27 protein-coding genes and 1 riboswitch are annotated in these 23,086 nt (G+C 47.9%); of the genes, 5 read left to right on the forward strand and 22 right to left on the reverse strand.

The annotated features are described in order from the left end of the window. Nucleotides 1–3: 3 nt before the first annotated feature. Both BBG47_RS14595 and metA read right to left on the reverse strand, forming a co-directional pair. Nucleotides 4–1,185, reverse strand: a complete 1,182-nt coding sequence (locus tag BBG47_RS14595; RefSeq protein WP_065292294.1) for an aminotransferase class I/II-fold pyridoxal phosphate-dependent enzyme — start codon at nt 1,183–1,185, stop codon at nt 4–6. Beyond that, nucleotides 1,182–2,126, reverse strand: coding sequence for a homoserine O-acetyltransferase MetA (gene metA / locus BBG47_RS14600; RefSeq protein WP_021254588.1), 945 nt, complete (start codon nt 2,124–2,126; stop codon nt 1,182–1,184). Before metA ends, BBG47_RS14595 begins: the two co-directional genes overlap by 4 nt. Nucleotides 2,127–2,293: 167 nt before the next feature. Beyond that, nucleotides 2,294–2,420: riboswitch (SAM riboswitch) on the reverse strand. 541 nt (nt 2,421–2,961) lie between these two features. Here metA and corA point away from each other — a divergent pair. Then, a complete protein-coding gene (corA, locus tag BBG47_RS14605; protein WP_065292295.1) occupies nt 2,962–3,897 on the forward strand; it encodes a magnesium/cobalt transporter CorA in 936 nt (311 codons plus the stop codon). Nucleotides 3,898–4,152: 255 nt separating this feature from the next. Here the strand turns inward: corA and BBG47_RS14610 are convergent, their stop codons facing one another. After that, entirely contained in the window at nt 4,153–5,214 is a 1,062-nt protein-coding gene (locus tag BBG47_RS14610; RefSeq protein ID WP_065292296.1) for an HRDC domain-containing protein, read from the reverse strand. Nucleotides 5,215–5,490: 276 nt separating this feature from the next. Here BBG47_RS14610 and BBG47_RS14615 point away from each other — a divergent pair, with 276 nt between their 5' ends. Further along, complete coding sequence (locus BBG47_RS14615; protein WP_065292297.1) at nt 5,491–5,787, forward strand: DUF3055 domain-containing protein; 297 nt, start codon at nt 5,491–5,493, stop codon at nt 5,785–5,787. 100 nt (nt 5,788–5,887) lie between these two features. Here BBG47_RS14615 and BBG47_RS14620 read toward each other — a convergent pair whose 3' ends face one another. The 14 genes from BBG47_RS14620 to BBG47_RS14680 form a co-directional block, all read right to left on the reverse strand. Continuing rightward, the gene (locus BBG47_RS14620) at nt 5,888–6,778 is read right to left on the reverse strand and encodes a 5'-3' exonuclease (RefSeq protein WP_094183170.1); all 891 of its coding nucleotides are present in this window, start codon (nt 6,776–6,778) and stop codon (nt 5,888–5,890) included. A 117-nt stretch (nt 6,779–6,895) separates the two neighbouring features. Beyond that, complete coding sequence (locus tag BBG47_RS28975) at nt 6,896–7,051, reverse strand: CBS domain-containing protein (protein ID WP_083189309.1); 156 nt, start codon at nt 7,049–7,051, stop codon at nt 6,896–6,898. A gap of 72 nt (nt 7,052–7,123) precedes the next feature. After that, nucleotides 7,124–7,351 carry a magnesium transporter gene (locus BBG47_RS14625; protein ID WP_065292298.1) on the reverse strand — a complete coding sequence of 76 codons (228 nt, stop codon included), beginning with the start codon at nt 7,349–7,351 and terminating at the stop codon, nt 7,124–7,126. A gap of 20 nt (nt 7,352–7,371) precedes the next feature. Continuing rightward, on the reverse strand, nt 7,372–8,076 hold the full coding sequence (locus BBG47_RS14630; RefSeq protein ID WP_065292314.1) for an MgtC/SapB family protein: 705 nt from the start codon (nt 8,074–8,076) through the stop codon (nt 7,372–7,374). Between the two features lie 461 nt (nt 8,077–8,537). After that, nucleotides 8,538–8,909, reverse strand: a complete 372-nt coding sequence (locus BBG47_RS14635) for an arsenate reductase family protein (RefSeq protein WP_021254581.1) — start codon at nt 8,907–8,909, stop codon at nt 8,538–8,540. 36 nt (nt 8,910–8,945) lie between these two features. Beyond that, nucleotides 8,946–9,953 (reverse strand): RluA family pseudouridine synthase, encoded by a 1,008-nt coding sequence (locus BBG47_RS14640; protein WP_065292299.1) that lies wholly within the window; start codon nt 9,951–9,953, stop codon nt 8,946–8,948. After that, a complete protein-coding gene (locus tag BBG47_RS14645; protein ID WP_065292300.1) occupies nt 9,946–10,530 on the reverse strand; it encodes a cob(I)yrinic acid a,c-diamide adenosyltransferase in 585 nt (194 codons plus the stop codon). The genes BBG47_RS14640 and BBG47_RS14645 overlap by 8 nt, the downstream gene beginning before the upstream one ends. Nucleotides 10,531–10,596: 66 nt before the next feature. Then, nucleotides 10,597–11,163 carry a P-loop NTPase family protein gene (locus BBG47_RS14650; protein WP_065292301.1) on the reverse strand — a complete coding sequence of 189 codons (567 nt, stop codon included), beginning with the start codon at nt 11,161–11,163 and terminating at the stop codon, nt 10,597–10,599. 87 nt (nt 11,164–11,250) lie between these two features. Beyond that, nucleotides 11,251–11,790, reverse strand: coding sequence for a hypothetical protein (locus tag BBG47_RS14655; RefSeq protein ID WP_065292302.1), 540 nt, complete (start codon nt 11,788–11,790; stop codon nt 11,251–11,253). A 132-nt stretch (nt 11,791–11,922) separates the two neighbouring features. Then, on the reverse strand, nt 11,923–12,183 hold the full coding sequence (locus BBG47_RS14660; protein WP_021254576.1) for an aspartyl-phosphate phosphatase Spo0E family protein: 261 nt from the start codon (nt 12,181–12,183) through the stop codon (nt 11,923–11,925). Nucleotides 12,184–12,330: 147 nt separating this feature from the next. Next, entirely contained in the window at nt 12,331–13,539 is a 1,209-nt protein-coding gene (locus BBG47_RS14665; protein WP_065292303.1) for an aminotransferase class I/II-fold pyridoxal phosphate-dependent enzyme, read from the reverse strand. A 13-nt stretch (nt 13,540–13,552) separates the two neighbouring features. Next, a complete protein-coding gene (locus tag BBG47_RS14670; protein ID WP_021254574.1) occupies nt 13,553–14,053 on the reverse strand; it encodes an Lrp/AsnC family transcriptional regulator in 501 nt (166 codons plus the stop codon). Nucleotides 14,054–14,327: 274 nt separating this feature from the next. Continuing rightward, entirely contained in the window at nt 14,328–14,720 is a 393-nt protein-coding gene (locus BBG47_RS14675) for a spore coat protein (RefSeq protein WP_065292304.1), read from the reverse strand. Nucleotides 14,721–14,747: 27 nt separating this feature from the next. Then, nucleotides 14,748–15,017, reverse strand: a complete 270-nt coding sequence (locus BBG47_RS14680) for a hypothetical protein (protein ID WP_021254572.1) — start codon at nt 15,015–15,017, stop codon at nt 14,748–14,750. A 107-nt stretch (nt 15,018–15,124) separates the two neighbouring features. On the opposite strand from BBG47_RS14680, the gene BBG47_RS14685 reads away from it, so the two are divergent. After that, nucleotides 15,125–16,339 carry an NAD(P)/FAD-dependent oxidoreductase gene (locus tag BBG47_RS14685; protein WP_065292305.1) on the forward strand — a complete coding sequence of 405 codons (1,215 nt, stop codon included), beginning with the start codon at nt 15,125–15,127 and terminating at the stop codon, nt 16,337–16,339. 100 nt (nt 16,340–16,439) lie between these two features. Here BBG47_RS14685 and BBG47_RS14690 read toward each other — a convergent pair whose 3' ends face one another. The 4 genes from BBG47_RS14690 to BBG47_RS14705 form a co-directional block, all read right to left on the reverse strand. Then, nucleotides 16,440–17,645: an MFS transporter gene (locus BBG47_RS14690; RefSeq protein WP_065292306.1), complete on the reverse strand. Its 1,206-nt coding sequence runs from the start codon at nt 17,643–17,645 to the stop codon at nt 16,440–16,442. Between the two features lie 87 nt (nt 17,646–17,732). Further along, entirely contained in the window at nt 17,733–18,260 is a 528-nt protein-coding gene (locus BBG47_RS14695; RefSeq protein ID WP_065292307.1) for a hypothetical protein, read from the reverse strand. Between the two features lie 259 nt (nt 18,261–18,519). Further along, nucleotides 18,520–18,939 carry a DUF350 domain-containing protein gene (locus BBG47_RS14700; RefSeq protein WP_021254568.1) on the reverse strand — a complete coding sequence of 140 codons (420 nt, stop codon included), beginning with the start codon at nt 18,937–18,939 and terminating at the stop codon, nt 18,520–18,522. 26 nt (nt 18,940–18,965) lie between these two features. Continuing rightward, nucleotides 18,966–21,329, reverse strand: a complete 2,364-nt coding sequence (locus tag BBG47_RS14705) for an endonuclease MutS2 (protein ID WP_065292308.1) — start codon at nt 21,327–21,329, stop codon at nt 18,966–18,968. A 154-nt stretch (nt 21,330–21,483) separates the two neighbouring features. Between BBG47_RS14705 and BBG47_RS14710 the strand changes: the two genes are divergently transcribed. Together BBG47_RS14710 and BBG47_RS14715 are read left to right on the forward strand one after the other, a co-directional pair. Then, complete coding sequence (locus tag BBG47_RS14710; protein WP_021254566.1) at nt 21,484–21,840, forward strand: phage holin family protein; 357 nt, start codon at nt 21,484–21,486, stop codon at nt 21,838–21,840. A 143-nt stretch (nt 21,841–21,983) separates the two neighbouring features. Next, on the forward strand, nt 21,984–22,361 hold the full coding sequence (locus BBG47_RS14715; RefSeq protein ID WP_065292309.1) for a cupredoxin domain-containing protein: 378 nt from the start codon (nt 21,984–21,986) through the stop codon (nt 22,359–22,361). Between the two features lie 99 nt (nt 22,362–22,460). On the opposite strand, the gene BBG47_RS14720 is transcribed toward BBG47_RS14715, so the two are convergent. After that, nucleotides 22,461–23,072, reverse strand: a complete 612-nt coding sequence (locus BBG47_RS14720; RefSeq protein WP_065292310.1) for a CvpA family protein — start codon at nt 23,070–23,072, stop codon at nt 22,461–22,463. Between the last annotated feature and the right edge of the window lie 14 nt (nt 23,073–23,086).

Genomic DNA, 23,086 nt, shown 5'->3' on the forward strand with positions numbered 1-23,086 from the left:
CCGTTATCCCTCCACTTCTACTCTAGCCGCTTCTATCGCTTGCTCCAAATCAGCAATTAAATCATCAACATGTTCAATTCCAACCGAGAATCTGAGCAAGCGATCGTCTACACCAATCTGATCCCGAATCTCCTGCGGAATATCCGTATGGGTCTGAACCGCCGGATAAGTCATCAGCGACTCTACCCCACCCAAGCTCTCCGCGAAGGCGATCAATTTCAAGTGGCGCAGGATCGGCTCTACATAAGCTGCATTCTTCAAGCGGAAGGAAAAGATGCCTGTGTTGCCCGACGATTGGCGCTGTTGAATCTCATATCCCGGATGCTGCTCGAGTGCAGGATAATACACATTGTCGATGGCAGGATGCTCTAACAACCACTCGGCAATACGGGTTGCGTTGGACTGGTGCCGCTCCATACGAAGGGCAAGTGTCTTCATGCCGCGCATCAATTGATAGGAGTCAGTCGGGCTCAGGACAGCCCCGATCGAATTATGCAGGAAGGCGATTTCTTCCGACAACTGCTTCCCTTTCGTTACGATCAGACCAGCAAGCACATCATTATGTCCGCCCAAGTACTTCGTTGCGCTGTGGACTACCATATCTGCCCCAAGTTCAATCGGGCGTTGGAAAAATGGCGTTAGCAGCGTATTATCAACGATAGTGAGAATTCCATGAACCTTCGCCCACGCCGCTACCTTCTCGATATCCGTAATCATCATCAAGGGGTTCGTAGGCGTCTCTATAAAGACAGCCTTCGTCTGCGGTGTTCTTACAGACTCAAGCGCATCAAAATCATTCGTATCTACATAAGAGGCCGTCACGCCGAAACGAGACATAATCCGTTCCAGCAGACGATAAGTACCACCGTACAAATCGAGGGAAACAATCAGATGATCGCCTGAACTGAACATCGCGAACAATGTCTGTAATGCAGCCATCCCAGAACTACAGGCAAATCCGGCATCCCCACATTCCAAAGCAGCCGCCGCTTCCTCTAGAACAGTACGAGTCGGGCTCTTCGTCCGAATATAATCAAACCCCGTGCTCTGTCCAAGCTTCGGATGCCTGAATGCAGTTGCTTGGTAAATCGGATAATTAATAGCTCCCGTTTTTGGTTCATGAACCGATCCAATTTGAGCTAATCGACTTTCGATGCGGTAGTTCTCTTCGTTGCGTTCGATCATAGTTGATGAGCCCCTTCCTTGCGCGGTACGGCTTTGCCCAATTCGTAAGGTGTTTCTTGATATACGTAGTAGTTTAGCCAATTTGAGAAGAGGAGGCTGGCATGCGCACGCCAAGTGGAGTAAGGCTTGCGGGAAGGATCGTTATTCGGGAAATAATTTATCGGAATGTCCATCTCCATCCCCTTTGCAATATCGCGGTCATACTCCCACTTCAGTGTACAGGGATCGTATTCCGAATGACCGGTCACGAAAATTTGCTTCCCATCATGTGTCGCTACCAAATACACTCCTGCTTCTTCCGACTCCGCTAATATTTCTAACTCGGCAATCTTCGCGACATCCTCTCTCCGAAATTCCGTATGACGGGATTGCGGTACAAGAAACATCTCGTCGAAGCCGCGTGTCAGATTCACATTTTCCTTAGTTAGTACATGCTCGTATACACCGAAAATTTTCTGATCCAGTGCATATTTCGCAATTCCATAGTGATGATAGAGGCCCGCTTGTGATGCCCAGCAAATATGGAACGTGGAAGTTACATTCTCCTTAGACCATTCCATAATGCGGCACAACTCATCCCAATAGTCTACATCTTCAAACTTCATCTGTTCGACAGGAGCACCCGTAATGATCATACCATCAAACTGCTCTCCTTCAATATCTTCAAATGTTTTGTAGAACGAAGATAAGTGCTGTGCGGACGTATTTTTGGATGTATGGCTTGCTGGATGAAGGAGCGTCACCTCAACTTGCAGCGGCGTGTTGCCCACTAAACGCAGGAGTTGGGTTTCCGTAGTCTCTTTCGTCGGCATCAAGTTGAGAATGATGATTCGCAGCGGACGAATATCTTGATGATAGGCTCTCGTTTCGTCCATGACGAAGATATTCTCCTGGGTCAAAATTTCTTTGGCCGGCAAATGATCCGGAATTTTAATCGGCATTGACGCTCTCCCCCTCGAAAATGGTAATTGGATGGTGTCGGCACATGAAATCACATTGGCCACAACCGCTCACAGGCCTGACTTGAAACGGCACAAATGGCTAGAGACATACAAAAAAGACCTTCCTCGACTACGAGAAAGGTCATGTTATACATGCTCATGAGCCTCTCTCATCTGTCAGTAACGACTTCCATCGTCCCTGCAAGAATTAGCACCGTGCGTCGCGCTTCATACTGCGCATCGCCGGTTGCCGGGCTTCATCGGGCTTGTCCCTCCACCTACTCTTGATAAGATTGCTTATATGAATATTCATTTGATTTGGCCTTGGTAATAATGTACGGCAAAGAGAAGCTGTTCGTCAAGAGGGGAACACAACAAAAAATCACGATTCCACCCCCTTCGCATACGATACATTATTGACGAATTCCGCCAATGGATTTTGTCTTGAAAGGTTGAAGTACGAGCGTTATACTTAACAAGGTGCGTCGAGGCCTTAACTTTTCAATGAAGGCAATAATCATTCCTTCACTGGGCGCATGATATATAAAGTCACGTACAATTATTCAAGCTGAGGTGAGTTCGGATGGATGGCGACCCGAGGTCGTTCCGTAGTACGTACGTACAACCGAATAATACGATTCGACAGGCAGCGGCAAGTTCGCAGTCCAATGTCGGGATTCGTGCCTCTGCAGAGAACCTAGTTCACTAATTGTGCCTAGGCTTATATCACGTGCGCGAACGACGGACTGCGCATGCCCAGCCTTGTTTCGAGTCGTCTGGTAACATTTAGACGATGCGCATGTCGCAATGGCGACAGCGTCAAGGAGTGAGTGCAATGAAAATCCGTCTGGTCAACGAGGGCGTCTTCACGACTGAGGAAGATATCAATGTCACATTAACACCGCCAGAGAATGGCTTCTACTGGATCGATGCTGACATTGAGGATTTGGTCGTTCTGCAGCCATTATTCAGCATGCATGATTTGGCAGTTGAGGACTGTATGAGTGAAGAAGAGCAGCGTCCCAAAATCGAAATTTATGAAGGTCATTATTTTATCGTGTTCAACAGCATTCGCTTTGACGATGAAGAGATCTTTTTACGCTCATTGAACATTTTCCTCGGCAAACATTTCATTATTACCGTAACAAAGCAGAAGATTAACGAGCTGCGTATGGTGAAGCCTGTATTGTGGGAGCAGCAAGCTAGCACGCCTGACCTTATGCTCTACCTGCTTATTGACTTGGTTGTCGACAACTACTTCACAGTAGGAGATCGAATTGAAGCGAAAATCGACAAGCTTGAGAAAGAGCTCATTATGAGCACAAAGAAAGAACATCTCAATGAAATCATCAGCTTGCGAAGTGAGATTCTGTGGCTCAAGAAGGGTCTTGGCCCTCAAAAAGAGGTACTGCTTGTCCTCTATCGTAAGGAATTGCGGCTGATCGGCGATGACCTGCAGAAGTACTTCCAGGATATTTACGAGAATGCCGTCAAAGTATCGGAGACATTCGAAACGTTCCGCGACCTTATGGGCAACTTACGTGAATCTTATCAGCTTAGCATCGCGAATCGCGCAAACGATATTATGAGAGTGTTCACAGCCATTACAACTATATTCATGCCGCTAACCTTAATAACAGGGATCTACGGCATGAACTTCGGATATATTCCAATTATGGACTGGGAGTACGGCTCCTTGTATATGATCGGATTCATGCTTGCGCTTGGTATCTTTATGTTCTACTTATTCCGCAAGAAAGACTGGATTTAATAATCAGCGGGGGGTGTTCAAAGTCATTTGATAATGACCTTGGACACCCCCGCTTTGTTTTCTTTGCATTACCGTATTCCCGATTATCCCCATTTGCTCACCTTGTTCGCCGATGACGAAAAACGAAGCCAACCACTGCGAATTGTTTTTCGCTGCTTTCCAAACAAAATAGCACGACGCCCCTAAACTAGCCTAAACAGCAGAATAAATTCATTAACGAGCTCGGGCATACGTCCTTCGAATATGTGGCATTCGTCAGCTTGCTGCTTGTGCAACGCTGCTGCTTCTCGCTCTGCTTCGATGCAGAAGCCGCAGCAATCGAATCCGCTCATAGTTCGCTTGTACCTCGGCATAGGATTCGTCCAATGCCGATTCTCCAAATGCCTTCACATAGATTGGCTTCAAGTATTCATCGCCCAGTTCATCGAACGCCAGCTCTATCGTTGCCCGCTGCTCTTCCGGCATAGATTGAAGCTCCGATTCAACCAGCATGCACACATTATAGCCTTCACGTTCCACCGTCTCAATGCGCATAATGAGTTCACGCCGATCTACCTGAAGAAGCTCTATCAATTGCGCAATCGATAACTGCTGCTGCAAGCCTTCTAGCAATACACGGCGGTCTGTCAGCTTGGAGAGCTCTTGATTCTGCTTCGATTCCCATTCGGAATAGACCCACTTCGCGAACTCCTCTTCGGATACAACGGAGGATATCCAATCCAGCGGGAAAGTCGATGTCCTCTCAAACCCCTTCGCAATTGAAATGATGTCTGCTCCATAGGATGCCAGCTTCGCTTCCCCGAATCCAGGAAGCTGCTTCAGTTCTTCCAAGGTGTGCGGAAGCAAGGCACTGACCATACGAAGCATACGATTCGTTGCTATCCAATAAGGGGCCCGGCGCAGCTTGCTCGCCGTCTCCCTACGCCACTTCGCAAGCTGTTCATATACCTCGGATCGGGCATATAAATCCGCATAGCAGGCAACCCATTCATTGCGTTCCTTCATTCTGCGCTCGTGTATATCGGCCTCCGGCACAAACCCAATAGTCAGACGGTACCCAGCGTGCAGCAAACGCGCCATGCCACGCCGCATAGCCGCCCGCATCTCGGCCCATACCGTCCCCTCGAACCATACTTCGGCAGGCTGTCCATCTGGTTCCCAGAGTAGGATCCACTTTCCCTCATCTAGTCCAGCCGTAACTAATCCATATGCGGTATCACGAGAAGAATCTACTCCCCTCTTCCGCTTACGAGAAGATACCATCTCCCCATCGTCCAGCACCATTCGCTCTAATCTGGCCATCCATACAATTTGCATCAACTATGCCCTCCCTATTCGATAGACTTGATAATGATACAACCTCTCCGATTGCTGCGACCTTCTATTCACTTCTATCGGACAAAAAAAGAAAGCACCTCATCACGGTACGTATATACGCATCGCAATGAGGTGCTTCCTCGTCCTAGTTATGAATTTATTACCATTATAACATGCTCTTCTCCAGTGTCAATTCCTGTATTTCTATTTCTAAATGTTGGACGCTACTATATAATAATATCATCTTATTGGAGCAGCAGATAAGGGAGGCTAACAATGAGCAATCATGATCTTGATTTTCTATCGGACAGCACAGAGACAACAACAACACGCTTCGTCACCTTTGTAGGGCACAGCTATCGGCGCTTTGATTTGGCGATTACATCTACAGGCCGTTTTTACGGCAAGAAGCTCGTTACCGACTTGCAGAGCGGGCTGACCGCCATTCTCGGGCAGGACGATCTCAAGGAAGAAGGCTATTTAGAATCCTTTTATCGCTTGTCGGAGGAAGAGGGAGATGAGCTTCGCGGCTTCCTGTACATGGTCATAGGCGAGGCGCATTTCACCGATTAAGCTGATGACTTGGATTCACGAACCCAACCTTCATACAGCACTTATGATCAAAAAAGGGAGGAGCTTCTGCTCCTCCCCTTCATTCTACCGCCCATGTTCGTTACATTCCGACGTACGATATCATACTTTTCATTTCCAGACGCTCAAAAATTGCACTGACGGACTCGCGCTCTGGCGCAAATACACAGACATCCATCTGGCATTCTACCGGCACATCGCAGTTGATGCGCGCAAGCTGTCGTGACAAATGAAGCATCTCAAGGTCGGACTCAATCTTCGTCCGTACACCCTTCGCAAGCTCCGGCAAATTCTCCAATATTCCCTCAATGCTCTGATATTGCTGGATCAGCTTATGTGCTGTTTTCTCACCTATCCCTTTCACGCCTGGATAGTTGTCCGCAGTATCTCCCATAAGCCCCTTCACATCAACCACCTGCTCTGGAGTCAGCTGACGCTCCTCCATGAGTGACAATGGCGAATAGACTGCATAATTGCCATGCCCCTTCTTCATAATGATCACAGTCGTCCGTTCATGAACAAGCTGCAGCATATCGTGGTCGCCTGTCAGGACATAGACATGCATATCATCACGGAATAAGCGCGACAAGGTTCCGATACAGTCATCTGCCTCGAATCCTTCAGCCGATATATTAGGGATGCCGAATCCATCCATTACATCCCGAATGAGTTGAAATTGTGGTACCAGATCCTCTGGGCAATCGGGACGATTTGCTTTGTACGCTGTGAACTGTTCTGAGCGAAATGTCTTGCTCCCGAGATCCCAGCAGCATGCAATATGCGTCGGCTCGAACCGTTCTACCGCATCCCAGAAATATCTCATAAAGCCATACACCGCATTCGTTGGTGTTCCATCCTTCATTCGACGAATAGAACCGCCGTACGCAGTAGCGAAATAGGCGCGAAATAAGAGCGCCATTCCATCAACGAGCAGTAAGCGCTGCTCCTTATTATCATTCATTTGTACTTCCATCGGTATGGATTACCCCTTTCGCTTCAATGCCTATCGTCAAGTATATCATAATTCCTACAATCACTAGATAACGGATTCTGCCAAGCAAGGAACCCATACTCATTCTTTCTATTTATGCTACAAATGAGACATTACATCATCAAAGGTCACGATCCCGACTAACCGACTGTCCTTCGTTACTACCGGAACAGCCAGAAGGCCATACTTCTTAATAATGTACAAGACATCCGCTTGCGGTGCATCTGGTTCGATCGTAACGAGATACGGATTCATTATCTCATTCACCGACCGTTCGGGCGAAGAGATAAGGAAATCACGTAGCGACACAACGCCGAGCAGCGTATCCTACTCATCGGTCACATACAAATAATAAATAGTCTCCACATTCGTCAAGCAACGGCGCATCCAATCAAGAATCTCAGCAATTGTATCTGTCGTACGGATTCGGATGACCTCCGTTGTCATAAGTGATCCTGCTGTACCTTCTGGGTAAGCGAGCAATTGCTTAATGTCCTCCGCCTCTTCCTTCTCCATATGATCAAGATAGAAATCCGCTTCTTGATAAGACAGCAATCCATCTTCTTGAGCTCTACTTACAATTGCTCAATCTCTACGCTCACAACATGCTCAATCTTCTTGATGTAATAATAGATTTCCGTCAAGTATTGATTACTTGGCACAGATAGTACTAGGTCAATTCGCTGGCGATCCTTATCCAGATCCTTGAGTTTAAAGTGGCGGATATGGAACTCATCTGCATCCGTTCGATCCTTGCGCTGAATCTTCTTAATAAGATCCGTCATTCGGTGGTTCGATTCTACGACGATCTTCAACGCCACATCATGCCGGTTCAACTTTGCAGGGGCAATCATCTTAATTAAACCCGGAATGAGGTTGACAGCCGTAATCAGCAGCGCCGCACCGCAAGTTGCTTCCAAATAGAATCCAGCCCCAATCGCTACACCGAGAGCAGACGCCGACCAGATTAATGCTGCAGAAGTGAGACCGGAAATAACCTCATTGCTTCTTCGCAAGATAACACCCGCTCCAATAAAACCGACCCCGCTTATGATCTGAGCTGCCAAGCGCATTGGATCCATATTCGGATGGTTAGTGCCGCCGAACTTCCCGAATGCCTCAATTGACACAATCGTAACCAGGCAGCTGGCAATACATATGACCATACTCGGTCTCAAACCAAGCTGTTTTTGCTTAATTTGTCTGTCAAGCCCAATCAGCAAACCGAATAATAGCGCCAAACCGAGCTTCATCATCATTTCCAATGTCAAAAATATCATGTCGATCACCTTCTTACTCAAATTCAACTTACTCAAATTCAACATCTACTACAAAAACATCTACACGCAAAAAAAGCCCCCTCGCAAAGAGAGAGCCTGATTACATCCAGCAAGTCGATTCCTCACACGTCAAATAAGCCTACTGATCCTTCTCGTGCATACAGGGCGCAAGACGATTCAGGGCACAACAAGACATGGGAGGGCCGCTTGTATAGGACACATCCTCTCTACGATTGTACATCAGTTGTCGCAAATAACTCGGACTGCCTTCCACCATTACCCTCCCCTTTCATCGCAAGTTAAATACTTCCATGAGGAATCTTACTTGTTCGTTCACGTGATGTCAACCATCATCTTCCTTGTCTTGCATACATCTATTAACGCTGTTCCTGTTAACCTGTCGACCTGAACAGCATCGTACCTGTGTGCTGCTTATCAGGATCAACAGTTGCAAATCCTTCTTAATGCTTGGAGGCCGTGCCCCACGCTTCTGCAAACATCTCTTCCTTGAAGCCGACAGTTGCTCGATATCCATCTGTAACAATAGGACGCTTGATCAGCTTGCCATTCGATGCCAACAGATTCAACTGTTCCTGCTCGCTCATCGTTGGCAGCTTGTCCTTAAGCTGCATCGCCTTGTATACTTCGCCAGACGTATTGAAGAATTTCTTCAACTCCAATCCGCTTTGGGCAACTAGTGCACGCAATTCCTCGCTGCTTGGCGGCTCCTCTACGATCGGGATTAGTGCAACATCATAGCCTTGTCCCTTGAGCCACTGCACTGCTTTACGGCAAGTGCCGCATTTGGCATATTGATATACAGTAACGTTCATATGTCATGTAACTCCTCTCATAACATCATTTCATTATTACTCGCTCCAGCCAACAAGCCGGTCACGCAGTTCTACTAGTTCCTGAGGAAGCTCGGCCTTAAAGTGAAGCTTAACCCCACTCATCGGGTGTGTAAATCGCAGCTCAGAGGCATGAAGTGCATGCCGCGTTAATGGCTCCACTGCAGCCTGAAGCAGCGGAGTATTCACCAGTTCAGGATCAGCATAGAACTTATCGCCCAGCAGCGGACTTCCGATATGCTTCATATGCACCCGGATTTGATGAGTACGTCCCGTCTCCAGTCGACAGCTTACTCTTGCAGCTTGTCCATGGTAGGACTCCAGCACACGATAATGCGTGATGGAATCGTATCCATCCGGTGTCATGACACGAAGATGAGGCTGCTCCTTGTCTCTATCGATCGGAGCATGTACCGTCCCTTCCTGCTCACGAGGAATTCCAAATACAAATGCCTCATACTGCTTCCACACCTCATTCTTCTGCATCTGATCCGATAATTGATGATGAGCGTGGCCGTGCTTCGCAACAATAAGCAGCCCAGAGGTCTCTTGGTCGAGTCGATTCGCTGGTCGAAATCGGGTTCGCTCGCCACGCATCCGCCAATGATGGACAACTCCATTTGCCAGTGTCCCATTCGGGTATCCCTTGGTAGGATGGACCACTATGCCTGCCTGCTTATTGAGCACGAGAATATCCTCATCCTCGTACACAATCTGAATTGGGATTGGCTCTGGTTCGATTGTATCCACATGATCCTCAGCAATCTCCACCCGGATCAGATCACCCGCACGAAGCTTGTCGCGCACCGTTAGAATTCTGCCATTGTATTCTGTACCGCCATTCACCGTTATCGCTTGTTCCAATGTCTTCAGCCGCTTCAATAAACGCCTCGACAAATTCAATCTGGAACGGAGAACGGTTCGGAGCTGAATCCCTTCTTCACTCTCAGGCACTACATAGGATAGCTCAGCCGCAATCTCCCCAGACAAGCCGTCCGCTTCTTGCTTCTCTTCTTCTTCAATCATGCTGCTCCTTCTTCCTGAACACGTCAGCACTTCTCACATATTCCTGATCCTGAACGCCAACAAGACCATTTGCTCGGCGTGCCACTGCAAAGAAATAGTCTGACAATCGATTCACATATTTCATTACTTCGACATGTACGGTCTCCTGATGCGAGAGCGTAACGAGCTGACGCTCCGCTCTTCGACACACAGTTCGACATATATGCAAGGCTGCTGCTGCCTCGGATCCTCCAGGCAAAATGAACTTTGTGATCGGTTCATTCGCAGCCTCATGCTCGTCCATCCATTTCTCGAGCTGTTCCACCTGTTCTGGACGAATTTTATAAATGAATTTCCCCTGCTTCTGCTCCGCATAAGCGGTATCAGCTCCGCAATCGAACAGTTCATGCTGGATCACGGATAACTGCTCCCGAAGTGCTTTCATTTCATCTCCATGGCAGCAAGTAATCGCCCAGCCGACGAATGAATTCAGCTCATCAAGCTCCCCATAAGCTGCTACCCGCAAATGATCCTTCGGTACCCGGCCACCTATCAACGATGTCGTTCCTTCATCACCCGTACGCGTATATAACTTCATTTGCTATGCCCCCTCATTACCGTTCTATCCTGGGCTTAATGTCCTCTCCACGTGCACATTACTAGTTTACTTTCGTTTCCGCTTCGCGCTAATGTCCTCTGGAATTCCTGAAGTCATCCGGAACCATTGTGTACTCCGCTTTACAAGCTCGCGATTCAGAGCGGCGTGCTGCACAATATACTCAACTTCAAGCGGATTCGTGAACGGCGTGTAGCCTGGCGGCTCGTTCGTAATAATGAACAGCTTCCCCTGAAAGATGAACAGCGCCTCTTGCAGTTCCATCCGCGCAGCTGTCAATCGCGCAGCGTATTCAGCAAGATCCTGCTTATTGTCCATTTCCTCCATAATTCGTTCGTGTGCGCCATGCAAATACGAGGTAACGCTATCAATGACAAGTACACGCCGGTCGGCCCGGTACATATTGGATTGCTCATTGATTCGATGCAGAACTTCTGGCAATGCACATTCCGTATCAATCGTCTGCCATGTGAAATGGGGTGGCGCAGGCAATTCATCCGGAAGCGGCGTAAGACGGGTCGTCATGTAGAACCCTTCACGCCCGAACGTTGCAGCATAATGCATTGCAAATGATGTTTTCCCGCTCCCGGTGCTTCCTGTTACACCAATGATCACGAGCGCTCCCCCTTTCACTTATGATGTCTTACCGTGATGTCCAATGATTGCTTATCTATCTATACGGTCTGTCTGAATCAAGCCACATTACTTCTCTTCAGCAAGAGCCTTGAGTATCTCAACTGATCTGGCTTCATCAGGTGTGCGCGAAGGAATCGTAACAGACAGCCCCTTTTCCTGAACGCCATGTTTCTTCAAGACAGGCAGCTTCTCTGCAGACAACGAGAATAAGAAAGTTCCTTTATGCTCTTCCTTGCCTTCATATACAGCACCGTCATACACGCCTTCGTTGTATTTTTTGGCATCAAAATACTTATCGAGAGCTACGTGTCCACCCTGAGGAGCCATTCTCTTCGCGTCCTCCTCTGGAATGACCATTACACTATTCTCTCCAGCCGCATATTCCACAAACAACTTCTCGATGCTGTACAACGGTGAAGCGACGACTTGAACTGTGAATTTATTCTCAAAAGTCTTATTCAGATCATCCTGCAGTGCACTTGTCATTTCGGGAGGTAATGACGATGATGTCATGATGAATACCGTAGCATCGGCTTTAGGCCCTCCACAACCACTTATAAGCACAAGCAATACCGCTAGAACACCGATCCATCTCCAATTGCGCATGATAGCCTGTCCCCTCTCCACGTTGCCCCATATAAATGTATTATCCGTTTAATAAATCCCAACCTTCACTATATCATAAACAACATAGGCAAAAAAAGAAGACTCCTCATAGGAGTCTTCCTCACGCACCATCTATTTCATCGATTGTGACTTCATATATTCATTAATCTTCAAGTCCAACATGCTGCTAATCTCGATTACTGTCTCTGCAGTAAAGGACTGCTCCTCTTGGAACATCTGCTCCATTTGCTTGCGAAGGACAAGGATTTCATACTCAAGCGCCAATAGCTTGGACGAAATGTTTCTTGTTCTGCCCGACCATCTTACATGAGATCTATCTTCTCTCACTGAACTATGCGGATACGACGTCAAGGTATAGTTCGAACAAAACAATCGACCTTTCCTCCCTTCATGGCGATTCTAGAATATCCTAGAGTTCTCCAGTTGTTCCATAACATGGGACAGTTCTGCGAGACATGTTATATTATACCAGAGGGGGAGAAAGAAAACTAGTTCATTTTCGTTGATTATGAATAATTATCACATTTCTTGCTTCATCTTGTCGAGGAATCGACCCATTCGATCAAGAGCTTCATTCAATTGCGCAACGGATGTCGCATAAGAGCAGCGAATATGACCTTCTCCTCCTAGGCCGAACACATCACCCGGAACAGCCGCAACCTTCGCTTCGAACAACAACCGATGGGCAAATTGCTCTGAAGTAAGCCCAGTTGACTTAATGGATGGGAATGCATAAAAAGCCCCTTGCGGCTCATGGCATTCCAGTCCAATTTCGCGGAATCCGTTCACAACAAGTCGTCTGCGCTGATTGTACGACTCCATCATATGATCCTTCTCGCTCATCCCATTGCGCAATGCTTCAAGGGCGGCAATCTGTCCCATTATCGGTGCACACATGACCGTATATTGATGAATCTTCATCATCGCAGCAATGATCTCTGGATGACCGCATGCATACCCCATCCGCCAGCCAGTCATGGCAAATGCCTTGGAGAATCCGCTGACAAGCACCGTTCTGTCCTTCATGCCTGGAATGGATGCGAAGCTGACATGCTTCTGATCATATGTCAATTCAGCATAAATCTCGTCTGAAATGACGATTAAATCGTGTTCTTCAACAATCTTCGCGATCGGGAGCCAATCCTCATAGGTCATAATACCGCCAGTTGGATTACTCGGATAGCATAAAATCAGTACCTTGGATTTCGGTGTAAGCTTAGCCTTCAATGCCTCCGCAGTCAGCTTGAACTGATTAGCAGCATCCGTCTCAATTCCTACCGCTACCCCACCACCAATCGACACGATCGGCGAATATGAGATATAACACGGTTCCGGGATAAGGATTTCATCGCCTGGGGCAACCAGCGTCCGCAGAGCCAGATCAATGGCTTCCGATCCGCCAACGGTAACAAGCACCTCATCTGACGGTTCATATTTTACTTGGAATGAATTGTTCAAATATTCTGCAATCGATTCACGCAGCTCCAGCATCCCTGCATTGGAAGTGTACTTCGTACGACCACGCTCTAACGAATATACACAAGCTTCACGTACATGCCAAGGCGTGCAGAAATCCGGTTCCCCGACACCGAGTGTGATGATGTCCTTGCTGGCGTTAGCCAAGTCGAAGAACTTACGAATACCGGATGGCGCAATGTCACGTACCAATGGGTTAATATAGTCGCTCATGGAGCGTACGCCAGCTTGCTTCTCTTCTTCCTTAATCATAGCACTTCACCTTTCACGGGGTAATTACGAGACGATGATCATCCTCGCGCTCTTCATAAATAATGCCGTCCTGCTTATACTTCTTCAGGATGAAGTGTGTCTTCGTCGACAATACCGATTCAATCGGAGACAGCTTGTCGGATACGAAGGAAGCGACTTCACGCAAGTTCTTTCCTTCTACCTCAACTAGCAAATCATAGGCGCCAGACATCAAGTATACGGACTTCACCTGTGGGAATAAGTATATTCGCTCTGCAATACCTTCAAAGCCACGACCACGCTCTGGAGTTATTTGCACTTCAATAAGGGCGGTTACAGTCTCATCATCAACCTTGCTCCAATTCACTACCGTTGCATATTTAACAATGACGTGCTCTTCTTCCATCTCGGCAATCGCGGTGCGAACTTTCTCTTCGTCAACACCAAGCATCGTGGCGATGAGCGCCGGGGAACGACGCGCGTCCTCTTTTAACAATTTAAGTATGCTAATATTAAAATCGCTCAAATCCTTCATATTCGATCCTCCCTCGACCTGCAGTGGCAAGCCGACTTAGTGTAAATATGCTACATATGATACACCTTTTCATATGTGCACGCCAATATCAACAGGCTTTACTGCGCATTTCATGATTTCCTAGTGCATTTCCTACTGCTATGATACCTGTTGCCGTAATGGAATTGAAGGTCCACGACCATGCGAAATTGCAGCTTTGCTGGTTGGTAGGTCATCTCCGTACTACAGCCGCAAGTAAAAAGGCCGCTGAAGTACTCAGCAGCCTTTCCCTGTATTACATGTACTGATTGTAGTTGCCTTGATGATGCTCTTGTTGTTGATGCGCATGCTGCTGATAGTGACCATATCCCGTTTGGCCCAGCTTCTGCTGCACGAACTGGTTGGATTTCATTTGAAGCTGTTGATTGTCCTTCAGTTGCTTGTCCAACTCTTGGCGCAATGCTGGTGATGCGACGGAATACATATTGTTCTTCTCCATGAGCGTGAACAGCTGTCCTTGCATCGTTAACGTACTGTGGGTCAAGTCCGTGAACATCTGCCGAACTACCGGACAAGCCGCTTCTGTTACACCTGTTGTATACTCGCGAGAAGTTCGCTTCAAATCAGCCAAGATCGTGTACAACAAGTCTTCCTCTTGCATGAATTGATTTTGTTGTGAACCATTCATGTTGTCGTTCCTCCTTCATTACCTCGATTATTGAGATTGTTGCGGACTAGTTGGCGCCATATGTGTGTGCTGCTGCAGAGTATGTAGCAATACATTCATGTGCTGCTGATGAACACCGATCATGTGCGTCAGCGCTTGCTGAACGCCTGGAGTTGTCGCCATTGCTGCGGTTGCTGCACACTGCTTAATAAGCAAATCCTCATTGGAGATCGAATCCACGATGTACTCCAATTCCTTCGCCGATAACGGCTTCATATTGCCTTGATGTGACTGTTGGTTATGCTGAGCATATTGCATCTGAGCATACTCCTTTCATCCTGTCTGGAAGTTGTCGTTCTCTATGTATTATGAACCCAACATTAGGGAAATATGTAACCGGAAATCTGGATAAAAGGAGATGTCGCGTGGATCTACAATTTGGGTCGCTTCCATGGAAGAGTACGCTGCCATCAAGGCATGTGCATCCCCCATTATCTGAATCCATTTGCTGCGACGTGCTAGTAGTCGGATCAGGCATTAGTGGTGCACTTTGCGTCTATGAGCTGTGCAAGCGCGGGTTCGATGTCGTTGTGCTGGAGAAGAGGCAGGTAGGGGGCGGCAGTACGAGCTCCAATACAGGATTGCTTCAATACATGAATGATCGTTCGCTGACCTCATGCATCGGTTTATTTGGTAAGCGAAAGGGACTTCGTTTCTATACACTGTGCAAGCAGGCAGCAGAACGTCTGCTTACGATCGCTTCCGAGCTCGATGAGGATTCTGAGATGTTCCCTCGCAGCAGCCTCTATTATGCCAGTAGCGAAGAAGACGTAAGAAGTCTGCGAGTCGAATACGATACCTTACATCGCTATGGCTTCCATACAGAATGGTGGAACAGTCAACAAATTCGTCATCGATTTGGATTCGATAAGCCGGCCGCGATTGTCACTCATGGTGATGCTGATGTGAATCCTTACCGTTTCACACATGCTCTATTACATACTGCGAAAAACAAATATAAGCTGCGAGTATATGAGGAGACCAAGGTCACCCAAGTAAGGCACGAGGGTGGTCTCGTTCAGTTGCATACGAATAGCGGATATGTTGCCACAGCCAAGCATGCCGTATTCGCACTCGGGTATGAAACGAATGAAATGAAGCCGAATCCAAACACAAGAATTACTAGCTCCTTCGCGATAAAAACGCAAACTATCCCTAATCTGCTAGATGTATGGCATGAACGCTTCCTCATTTGGGAGACAAGGCGTCCTTATTTATATTTGCGTACCTCGGCAGATAATCGAATTTTGGCGGGCGGATTAGATGAAGGAGATATAAGTACTGAAGAGCGGAATAAGCTGCTCCCAAGCAAAACCTCACAGCTTATCAAGGAAGTGGAGGCCCTATTCCCACAGTTGGCTCCGCTCATAGCTGAAAATGCTTGGGCGGGCGCATTCGGTGTCACGCAGGATGGATATCCTTATTTTGGCGAGGCTCCTCACCGTCCAGGATGCTTCTTCATTGAGGCCTTTGGGGGAAATGGCACTGTATACAGCACCATTGCGTCTCAAATTGTTGGAGATTTGATTGAATTCAGCTTCCATCCGGATGCTGAACTGTTCAGCTACACGAGGAGATAACGGTGAACCCGGACGTTTTAGTTGAACCTATACGCTCTATTCGTGAAAAAGACAGGAATATAAAAGGCCCTGATGACTCATGCGAGCAGCAGGGCCTTTCTTATTTTCCTATTCGCTGATTCGATACTAATGTCCGTATGCTTACTGCACTGATAATAGGAAGAGCCCCCAAAACAGCCAAGAAAGCAACGACAACCGGCTCTGTCGTTCTCCATTGCACAACTAGCAAATACGCTGCAACCCCTGCCATTCGCCCGAACAACAAACCAAATTCGCGCAGAACCGTCAGCTCAACGCGTTGGGCTGCTGAACGCTCATCTACCCCCATAATGTCGAAAGTAGCGGTTGTCATCGGGATCACAAACAGTGGCGAGAATAGAGAGGTGATAATCCCGAATAGGAGCAGGCTTCCATAGGCAACACCGAAAAACAGAGGAATGACTGCAAGGGCCATTGCAATCGTCCCAATGAACAAGCCCGGTACCCGGAAGGAAGGACGCATAATTCTGCCTATCACATAGAAGCTGCCTAATGCTACAGCAGATGTGATCAGGGTGTAATTGCCCAGCTTCATCTCATTGGTCGTTGCAATGTAGACCACAAGTCCGATCAGGAAGGTAAAGACCCCATCCTTGGCGCCTTGTGCAGCAAGCGCTGGCAAGGCATGCCGCCAAGGACTGCCAACCTTCTTCCATGCGGTAAATGGCAATGTCCAATTATAGTGACCCTCAGGGGGACGCTTGCGCAGCCAAAAGCTGAATACGATTGCCCCAATAAACACAGCAAACGAAAGGGTAAAAATGATGCGGTAGCCCGTACCATCGCCGAGCTTAGAGATCAAATATCCGGATGCCCACGGCGCGGCCATCCCACAGCATGAGCCTATAAGCCCAACCCAGCCATTAAATAAATCCCGGTTGTCCGGATCCGTCACTTCAAAGTACACCACATTGAAGGCCAGCCAAAAGGCACCGAATGCCGCACCTAGCACAAAACCAAGCAGCCATATGTAATCAACCGCACCTTTGCCAAGCCAGAGCACAGCTGCATAAAATGCCCCAGCCAATCCAATGCCAAGCCGCAAGCAATTCATCTTGTTGCCTTCCTTCACCCACTTGCCTGCACAGTAGAAGGTCAACCCGCTGGATATTTGCTGACTGAAGGCAAACCAGCCAATCAAGCTGTAATCTGATGCAGCCTTCCATAGAAAAACATTGACGAATGCTCCCGAAAGAGCATTCGCCAACGAAAAGAGACCAAAAACGATCAACAGCAATAGCGATTGAGCGTCAAGACGCGCTGTCACGAAGGGAACCCCTCCCTGCTTAATCGGGCATATAGCCCTCTTCGTTACAGCTTATAAGTTGCCCTAAAGCAGCCGTCTTATGATAATTTATTCAGACTGCGCACGGCGGACGACTTCCATAAGCGGCTCGCGGTGCGGCTCAGCCAATACTTTGGATACTTGGAAGCAAGAAGTGCACACATATACATCCAAGCGGAATGGCGCTGTTACAACCGGCGCCTTCAAGGCTTCCGATACATGTGGCTCGAAGTGATTGGAACCAATCGTCTCTGTGCCAGCTAGTAACATATATTCTCTGCACTGAGGACATTCCGGCACTTCAGATTGCCCATGAAGCACCTTATCCACGCCTTCTTGGTACTGCAATGAACTCTCATCGCCGAACAAGGCAGCATCTTCTGTCCAGCCGAAGTTGGACCAGCCCTTCTCCTTGGATTCTTCCTCATGATCATGATCGTCATAATCTCCATGCTGCTTATCAGGATCGTGCTCAATATCCACATTCAATGTCCGATAAGCATTCAGCTCATTGTGGCAATGCGGACACTCTTCTTCTGGACCTAGCACCTCATCCCACACAATTTCCGTATCACACCAAGGACAAATCTGACTCATGTCCGTTCAACCTGCCTTTCTTATCAGAAGGCTCTGCAAGTCGATTACAGAGCACATTCTCCCCTATCTAGATGTCAATTCATAATGATCTGCACTTGTTCGTGCTGGTATCTCTATTATAGAGCATCCATTACAGATTCGCCCAATACACGATTCCAATAATAATAAATATCGCTGCCAATGCAAACAGTGTTCCCCATAAATACTTCATGCAAGACCTCCGCTGCCATAGTAACGAACCTGCTGTTCCTACGTAAAACTACTTAATGCTAGCTCCGATAATGTAGGACATGGATACGGAGATAACCATAGACAGCAAACCAACTGCACGGTTATCCTTCTGAATTTCATCGTCCAATTTGAAATACGGCATCAGAAATCCAAACAAAAAATATGCCATTAATAGCAGTACATATCCGAGTGCTGCCCATGTCAATGACGCATACAACGTATCCCGTGCTTCGATCCCAAAGCGGAATATGTTGCAAATTCCGAAGATTTTGCCAGAGGTAGCCATCGCGACACTAATATTGCCTTTGCGGATCTCCTCCCAGCATCTGTATCTTGTCACTAATTCAAAGATGGACAAGAACACGACAAGCGCCAGTACGGTTACAGAAAAGTAAGCACACATGGATACGTATGGGTTACTAAGCCATTGCTCAATAAATCGTTCCACATTCATCCTCCCCGGTTCGTTCGCTGTTACGAAAGTTCAGCAACCGTAATCCCTGTACCGCCTTCACCGTAGTTGCCGAGACGGAACGTCTTCACATGTCTGTGTCTTCGCAAGAACTCCTGAATTCCCGTTCTCAGAATCCCAGTCCCTTTGCCGTGAATGATATATACTTGACCCAAGTTCGCGAGCAGAGCTTCATCAAGGAAGCGATCTACCTCAATAATTGCCTCTTCTAAATTCGCTCCACGCAAGTCAAGCTCGGAACGTACATTGTCCGCTCGTGTCCGCTTCACATTTGCGCCTGTCTTCACGGACTTACTGCTCTGCTTCGAAGCGGATGAAGTGACAAGCTCCAAATCATCCATTCGAACCTTCATCTTCATAATCCCCAGCTGAACAACAGCTTCGTTGCCCGCCAGCTCAACCACGCTGCCCTTTTGATTCAAGCTGTATACCATAACGTCATCCCCAGCTTCAATCTTGCGTGCTTGCTTCTTCACAGTCTTCGACTTGGAAGCTAGTTTGCTAGCCGGAGCAGCTTCATCGAGCTTCTTGCGAGCCTCGGTCAACAAATGCTCCTTCACACTCACGCCTTCCTGAGCGAGCAGCTTCAGTTCTGTAATGATATCATCTGCTTCATGACGCGCTTTCCGAACAATTTCACGCGCTTCCTCAGAAGCACGCTCAATTCGCTTGTCCCGCTCCGCCTGAAGCTTCGCTTCCTCTTCAACAATCGAAGCACGAAGGAGCTCTGTTTCCTTGCGAATCTTCTCTGCTTCCACACGCTCTGCTTCTGCGCGAAGACGGTTCTCCTCGAGCGATGCGATCATCGTCTCGATGCGCATGTCTTCTTCTGTCACTTCGCCACGAGCGTGCTCAATGATGGAAGTCGGAAGGCCAAGACGTTCTGCAATCGCAAATGCGTTGCTTCGGCCAGGAACACCAACAAGAAGTCTATACGTTGGGCGCAATGTCTGCACGTCAAATTCCATGCTTGCATTAATGACGCCCTTGCGTTCATATGCATATGCCTTCAGTTCACTATAGTGCGTCGTCGCAACGAGTCTGCAGCCAAGACGATGAATATGCTCCAGAATCGCGATCGCGAGTGCAGATCCTTCTGCAGGATCCGTTCCTGCCCCAAGCTCATCCAACAGCACGAGGCTCTTCGGAGTCATTTCTCCCAATATGCGAATAATGTTCGTCAGATGGCTGGAGAACGTACTCAAACTCTGTTCAATGCTCTGCTCATCGCCGATATCAGCGTAAATGGCATCGTATACACATAGTTGGCTGCCATCCTGTGCAGGTATGAACAAACCGGACATGGACATGAGACTTAGCAGCCCCATCGTTTTCAAGGATACCGTCTTACCGCCTGTGTTCGGACCGGTAACGATAATAGTCGTATAATCATTGCCAAGCTCCACATCGATCGGCACCACTTGTTCCCGATCAATAAGCGGATGGCAGCCCTTAATGAGCTTCATATACCCGCGATCATTCATGCGCGGCAGCGTTGCCTTCATCTCATGCGCTAGACGAGCCTTCGCGAAGATGAAGTCCAACTGTTCAATGCAATCCGTATCGCTTAACAGCAGATCAACTTGCAAGCCAACGTGCTCGGTCAAGCGGGACAAAATACGCTCAATCTCACGCTCTTCCTTGAGCTTAATTTCCCGCAGCTTATTATTAAGTGTCACAATCGCCTCAGGCTCAATGAAGAGCGTTGCCCCTGAACTGGATTGATCATGAACAATCCCGCCGTAATGGCCGCGGTACTCTGCCTTCACCGGGATTACGTATCGATCATTGCGAATTGTGATCAGCTGCTCCTGCAGCATCTTGGACGCGCTGGATGAACGAATCATGGACTCCAGCTTCTCACGGATGCGTGTCTCCCCGATGCGCAGTTCACGGCGTGCCGTTGCCAATTCAGCACTTGCCTGATCCAGCACCTCACCCTGCTCATCGATGCAGCGTCTAATCTCTTCTTCCAATTCTTTCTGCCAGCTCAGCGAATCCGCCAGCGCCATCAGAAGCGGTACAGGATTATCTTCATGCACACTTTCAATATGGCGTCTCACGCGACGACCTGCGAAGATAAGCGCTGAAATATCCCACAATTCATTGGCACTCAGCATTGCATTAATACGTGCACGCTTCACGGCAGGACGTATATCGGTAACACCGGAGAATGGAGCTCCACCCTTCAACCGATCTATCGTCATCGCCTCATCCGTCGCCTGCAGGCGTCGTTTCACTTCCTCTAGATCCGTGCTTGGCAGCAGAGACAAGGAAGCATGTTCCCCTAACGGGGTAGCCGCATGTCGCGCAAGCGATTGCAGTATTTTATGGTAATCCATTGTTTTTAAAATTTTCGAGTCCAAAACAAGTCACGACTCCTCTCGCTGTTCATTATAGCGGTATACCGAAATAATGGCTATCCAATGTCTGAACATGCCACTCATGAATATCGCGGATAAGGTTACAATAATTGTTGCACAAACCTATACCCTTCAAACGAGTAAGGAGGAAAAGTCCATGAGTTTTCTCGGTCATGTGGTTCGATTCATTGTGGCAGCCATCGTATTGATGGTTACGGGCTGGATTGTGCCGATGTTCACCGTAGGCGGTTTCTGGAGTGCCTTAATCCTCGCCTTAGTCATAGCCTTATTCGGCTGGATTGTCGAAGGCATATTTGGAAAACGAGTTACGCCGTTCGGACGCGGGATCGTCGGCTTCATCGCCAGTGCGGTTGTCATCTACATCGCCCAGTTCTTTGTTGGCGGTGTATCCGTTACTGTACTCGGCGCTATTCTTGCAGCGCTTGTCATTGGATTGATCGACTTGTTCATTCCAGTCGCAACGCCGTTCGAAGCTGGCCACGAGTCCAGATAACGGCGGTTCATCATCCAGGGCTGCTGTGCTCATTCCCATGAGTGAGCCCCTTGTATAGCTTCCTTCTCTTCGCTCCATATAAGCAATGGAAAAAGGATAAAATTTCCGTTACACTATATGGACGAGGAGAGGAGGAAATACGAATGTTGACTCGGGGTAGCCTAAGGCCACTCATCTCATGCCTATTGCTCGCAGCGGTCATAGTATCCGGATGCGGGGGACAATCTGGACAAAAGCAAGATGACGAAGTAAAAACAGACAAAGAGCTTATCATTAAGGCAACGAATTTCAAATTCGATCAGTCTGAATACCGCGTCAAATCCGGTGAACCCATCCGCATCGTATTAGATGCTGTCGGCAATCACGGAGTTGCTATCAAGGCATTGAATTTGTCCCTTGATCCAACTCATCCGAAGCAAGTTATCACTCCAGAACAACCCGGTACATATGACATGTCATGCACAATTCTGTGCGGTCCGGGACACAATGAAATGACAGCCAAATTTATTGTCGAAAAATGAGCGGCCGCCGTTGATCCCTGCCTATTGCTTGGGAGGACGGCGGTCTGTTCATTCATGTATATGAGATTCATGCATGCCACGCATTTACCAGTGATTCCATTACAGCCACTGAGCCCATTTTACAGCTTCAACCATAACATCTGGCATCCACTTCCCCGTTCTATTTACCCATATCGAAGCATCAACCCAGTCGCGAAATACACCAGCCGGCCATGCCCGCAATAGTACGTAAATCATACACCATAAAAAGACAAATTGCACCAATCCGAGAACTGCCCCTGTTACCCGATCGACGGTTCGTACCGGCGGTACATCCGTGAATTTCTTCAAGGCGAACCGGATTAGCCAAAGGCCTGCCAGTACAAAAGTGAACAGCAGCAAAAAGGCCACCACAGCGTGTACGGCATCCATAAATGTTGCCGCTAAGAGCGTACCGTCGCTATCTTTCGCCCCTGATCCGCTGCTAACTGTTGTAAATACTCTCTTCCTTACCCATGGTACAAAATCTGCATAAAACCGAGCCGCGACGATAAAAGCGACAATATAGCCGAAGAGGGAGAGCGCGATAGACTTGAATCCCCGCACTGCTCCCAGAACAATGCATGCGATTGCTGCTCCCACTATGGCATAATCCAAGCCGTTCCATGACGCAAATACCGCCGCGATTTCCATCCATACGTTGTTAATAAGCTTCCCTATATCTTGCATCATTTATTTGCTATTCC

It is taken from the genome of Paenibacillus sp. KS1, assembly GCF_001680695.1.
GTDB lineage: Bacteria > Bacillota > Bacilli > Paenibacillales > Paenibacillaceae > Paenibacillus_B > Paenibacillus_B suaedae.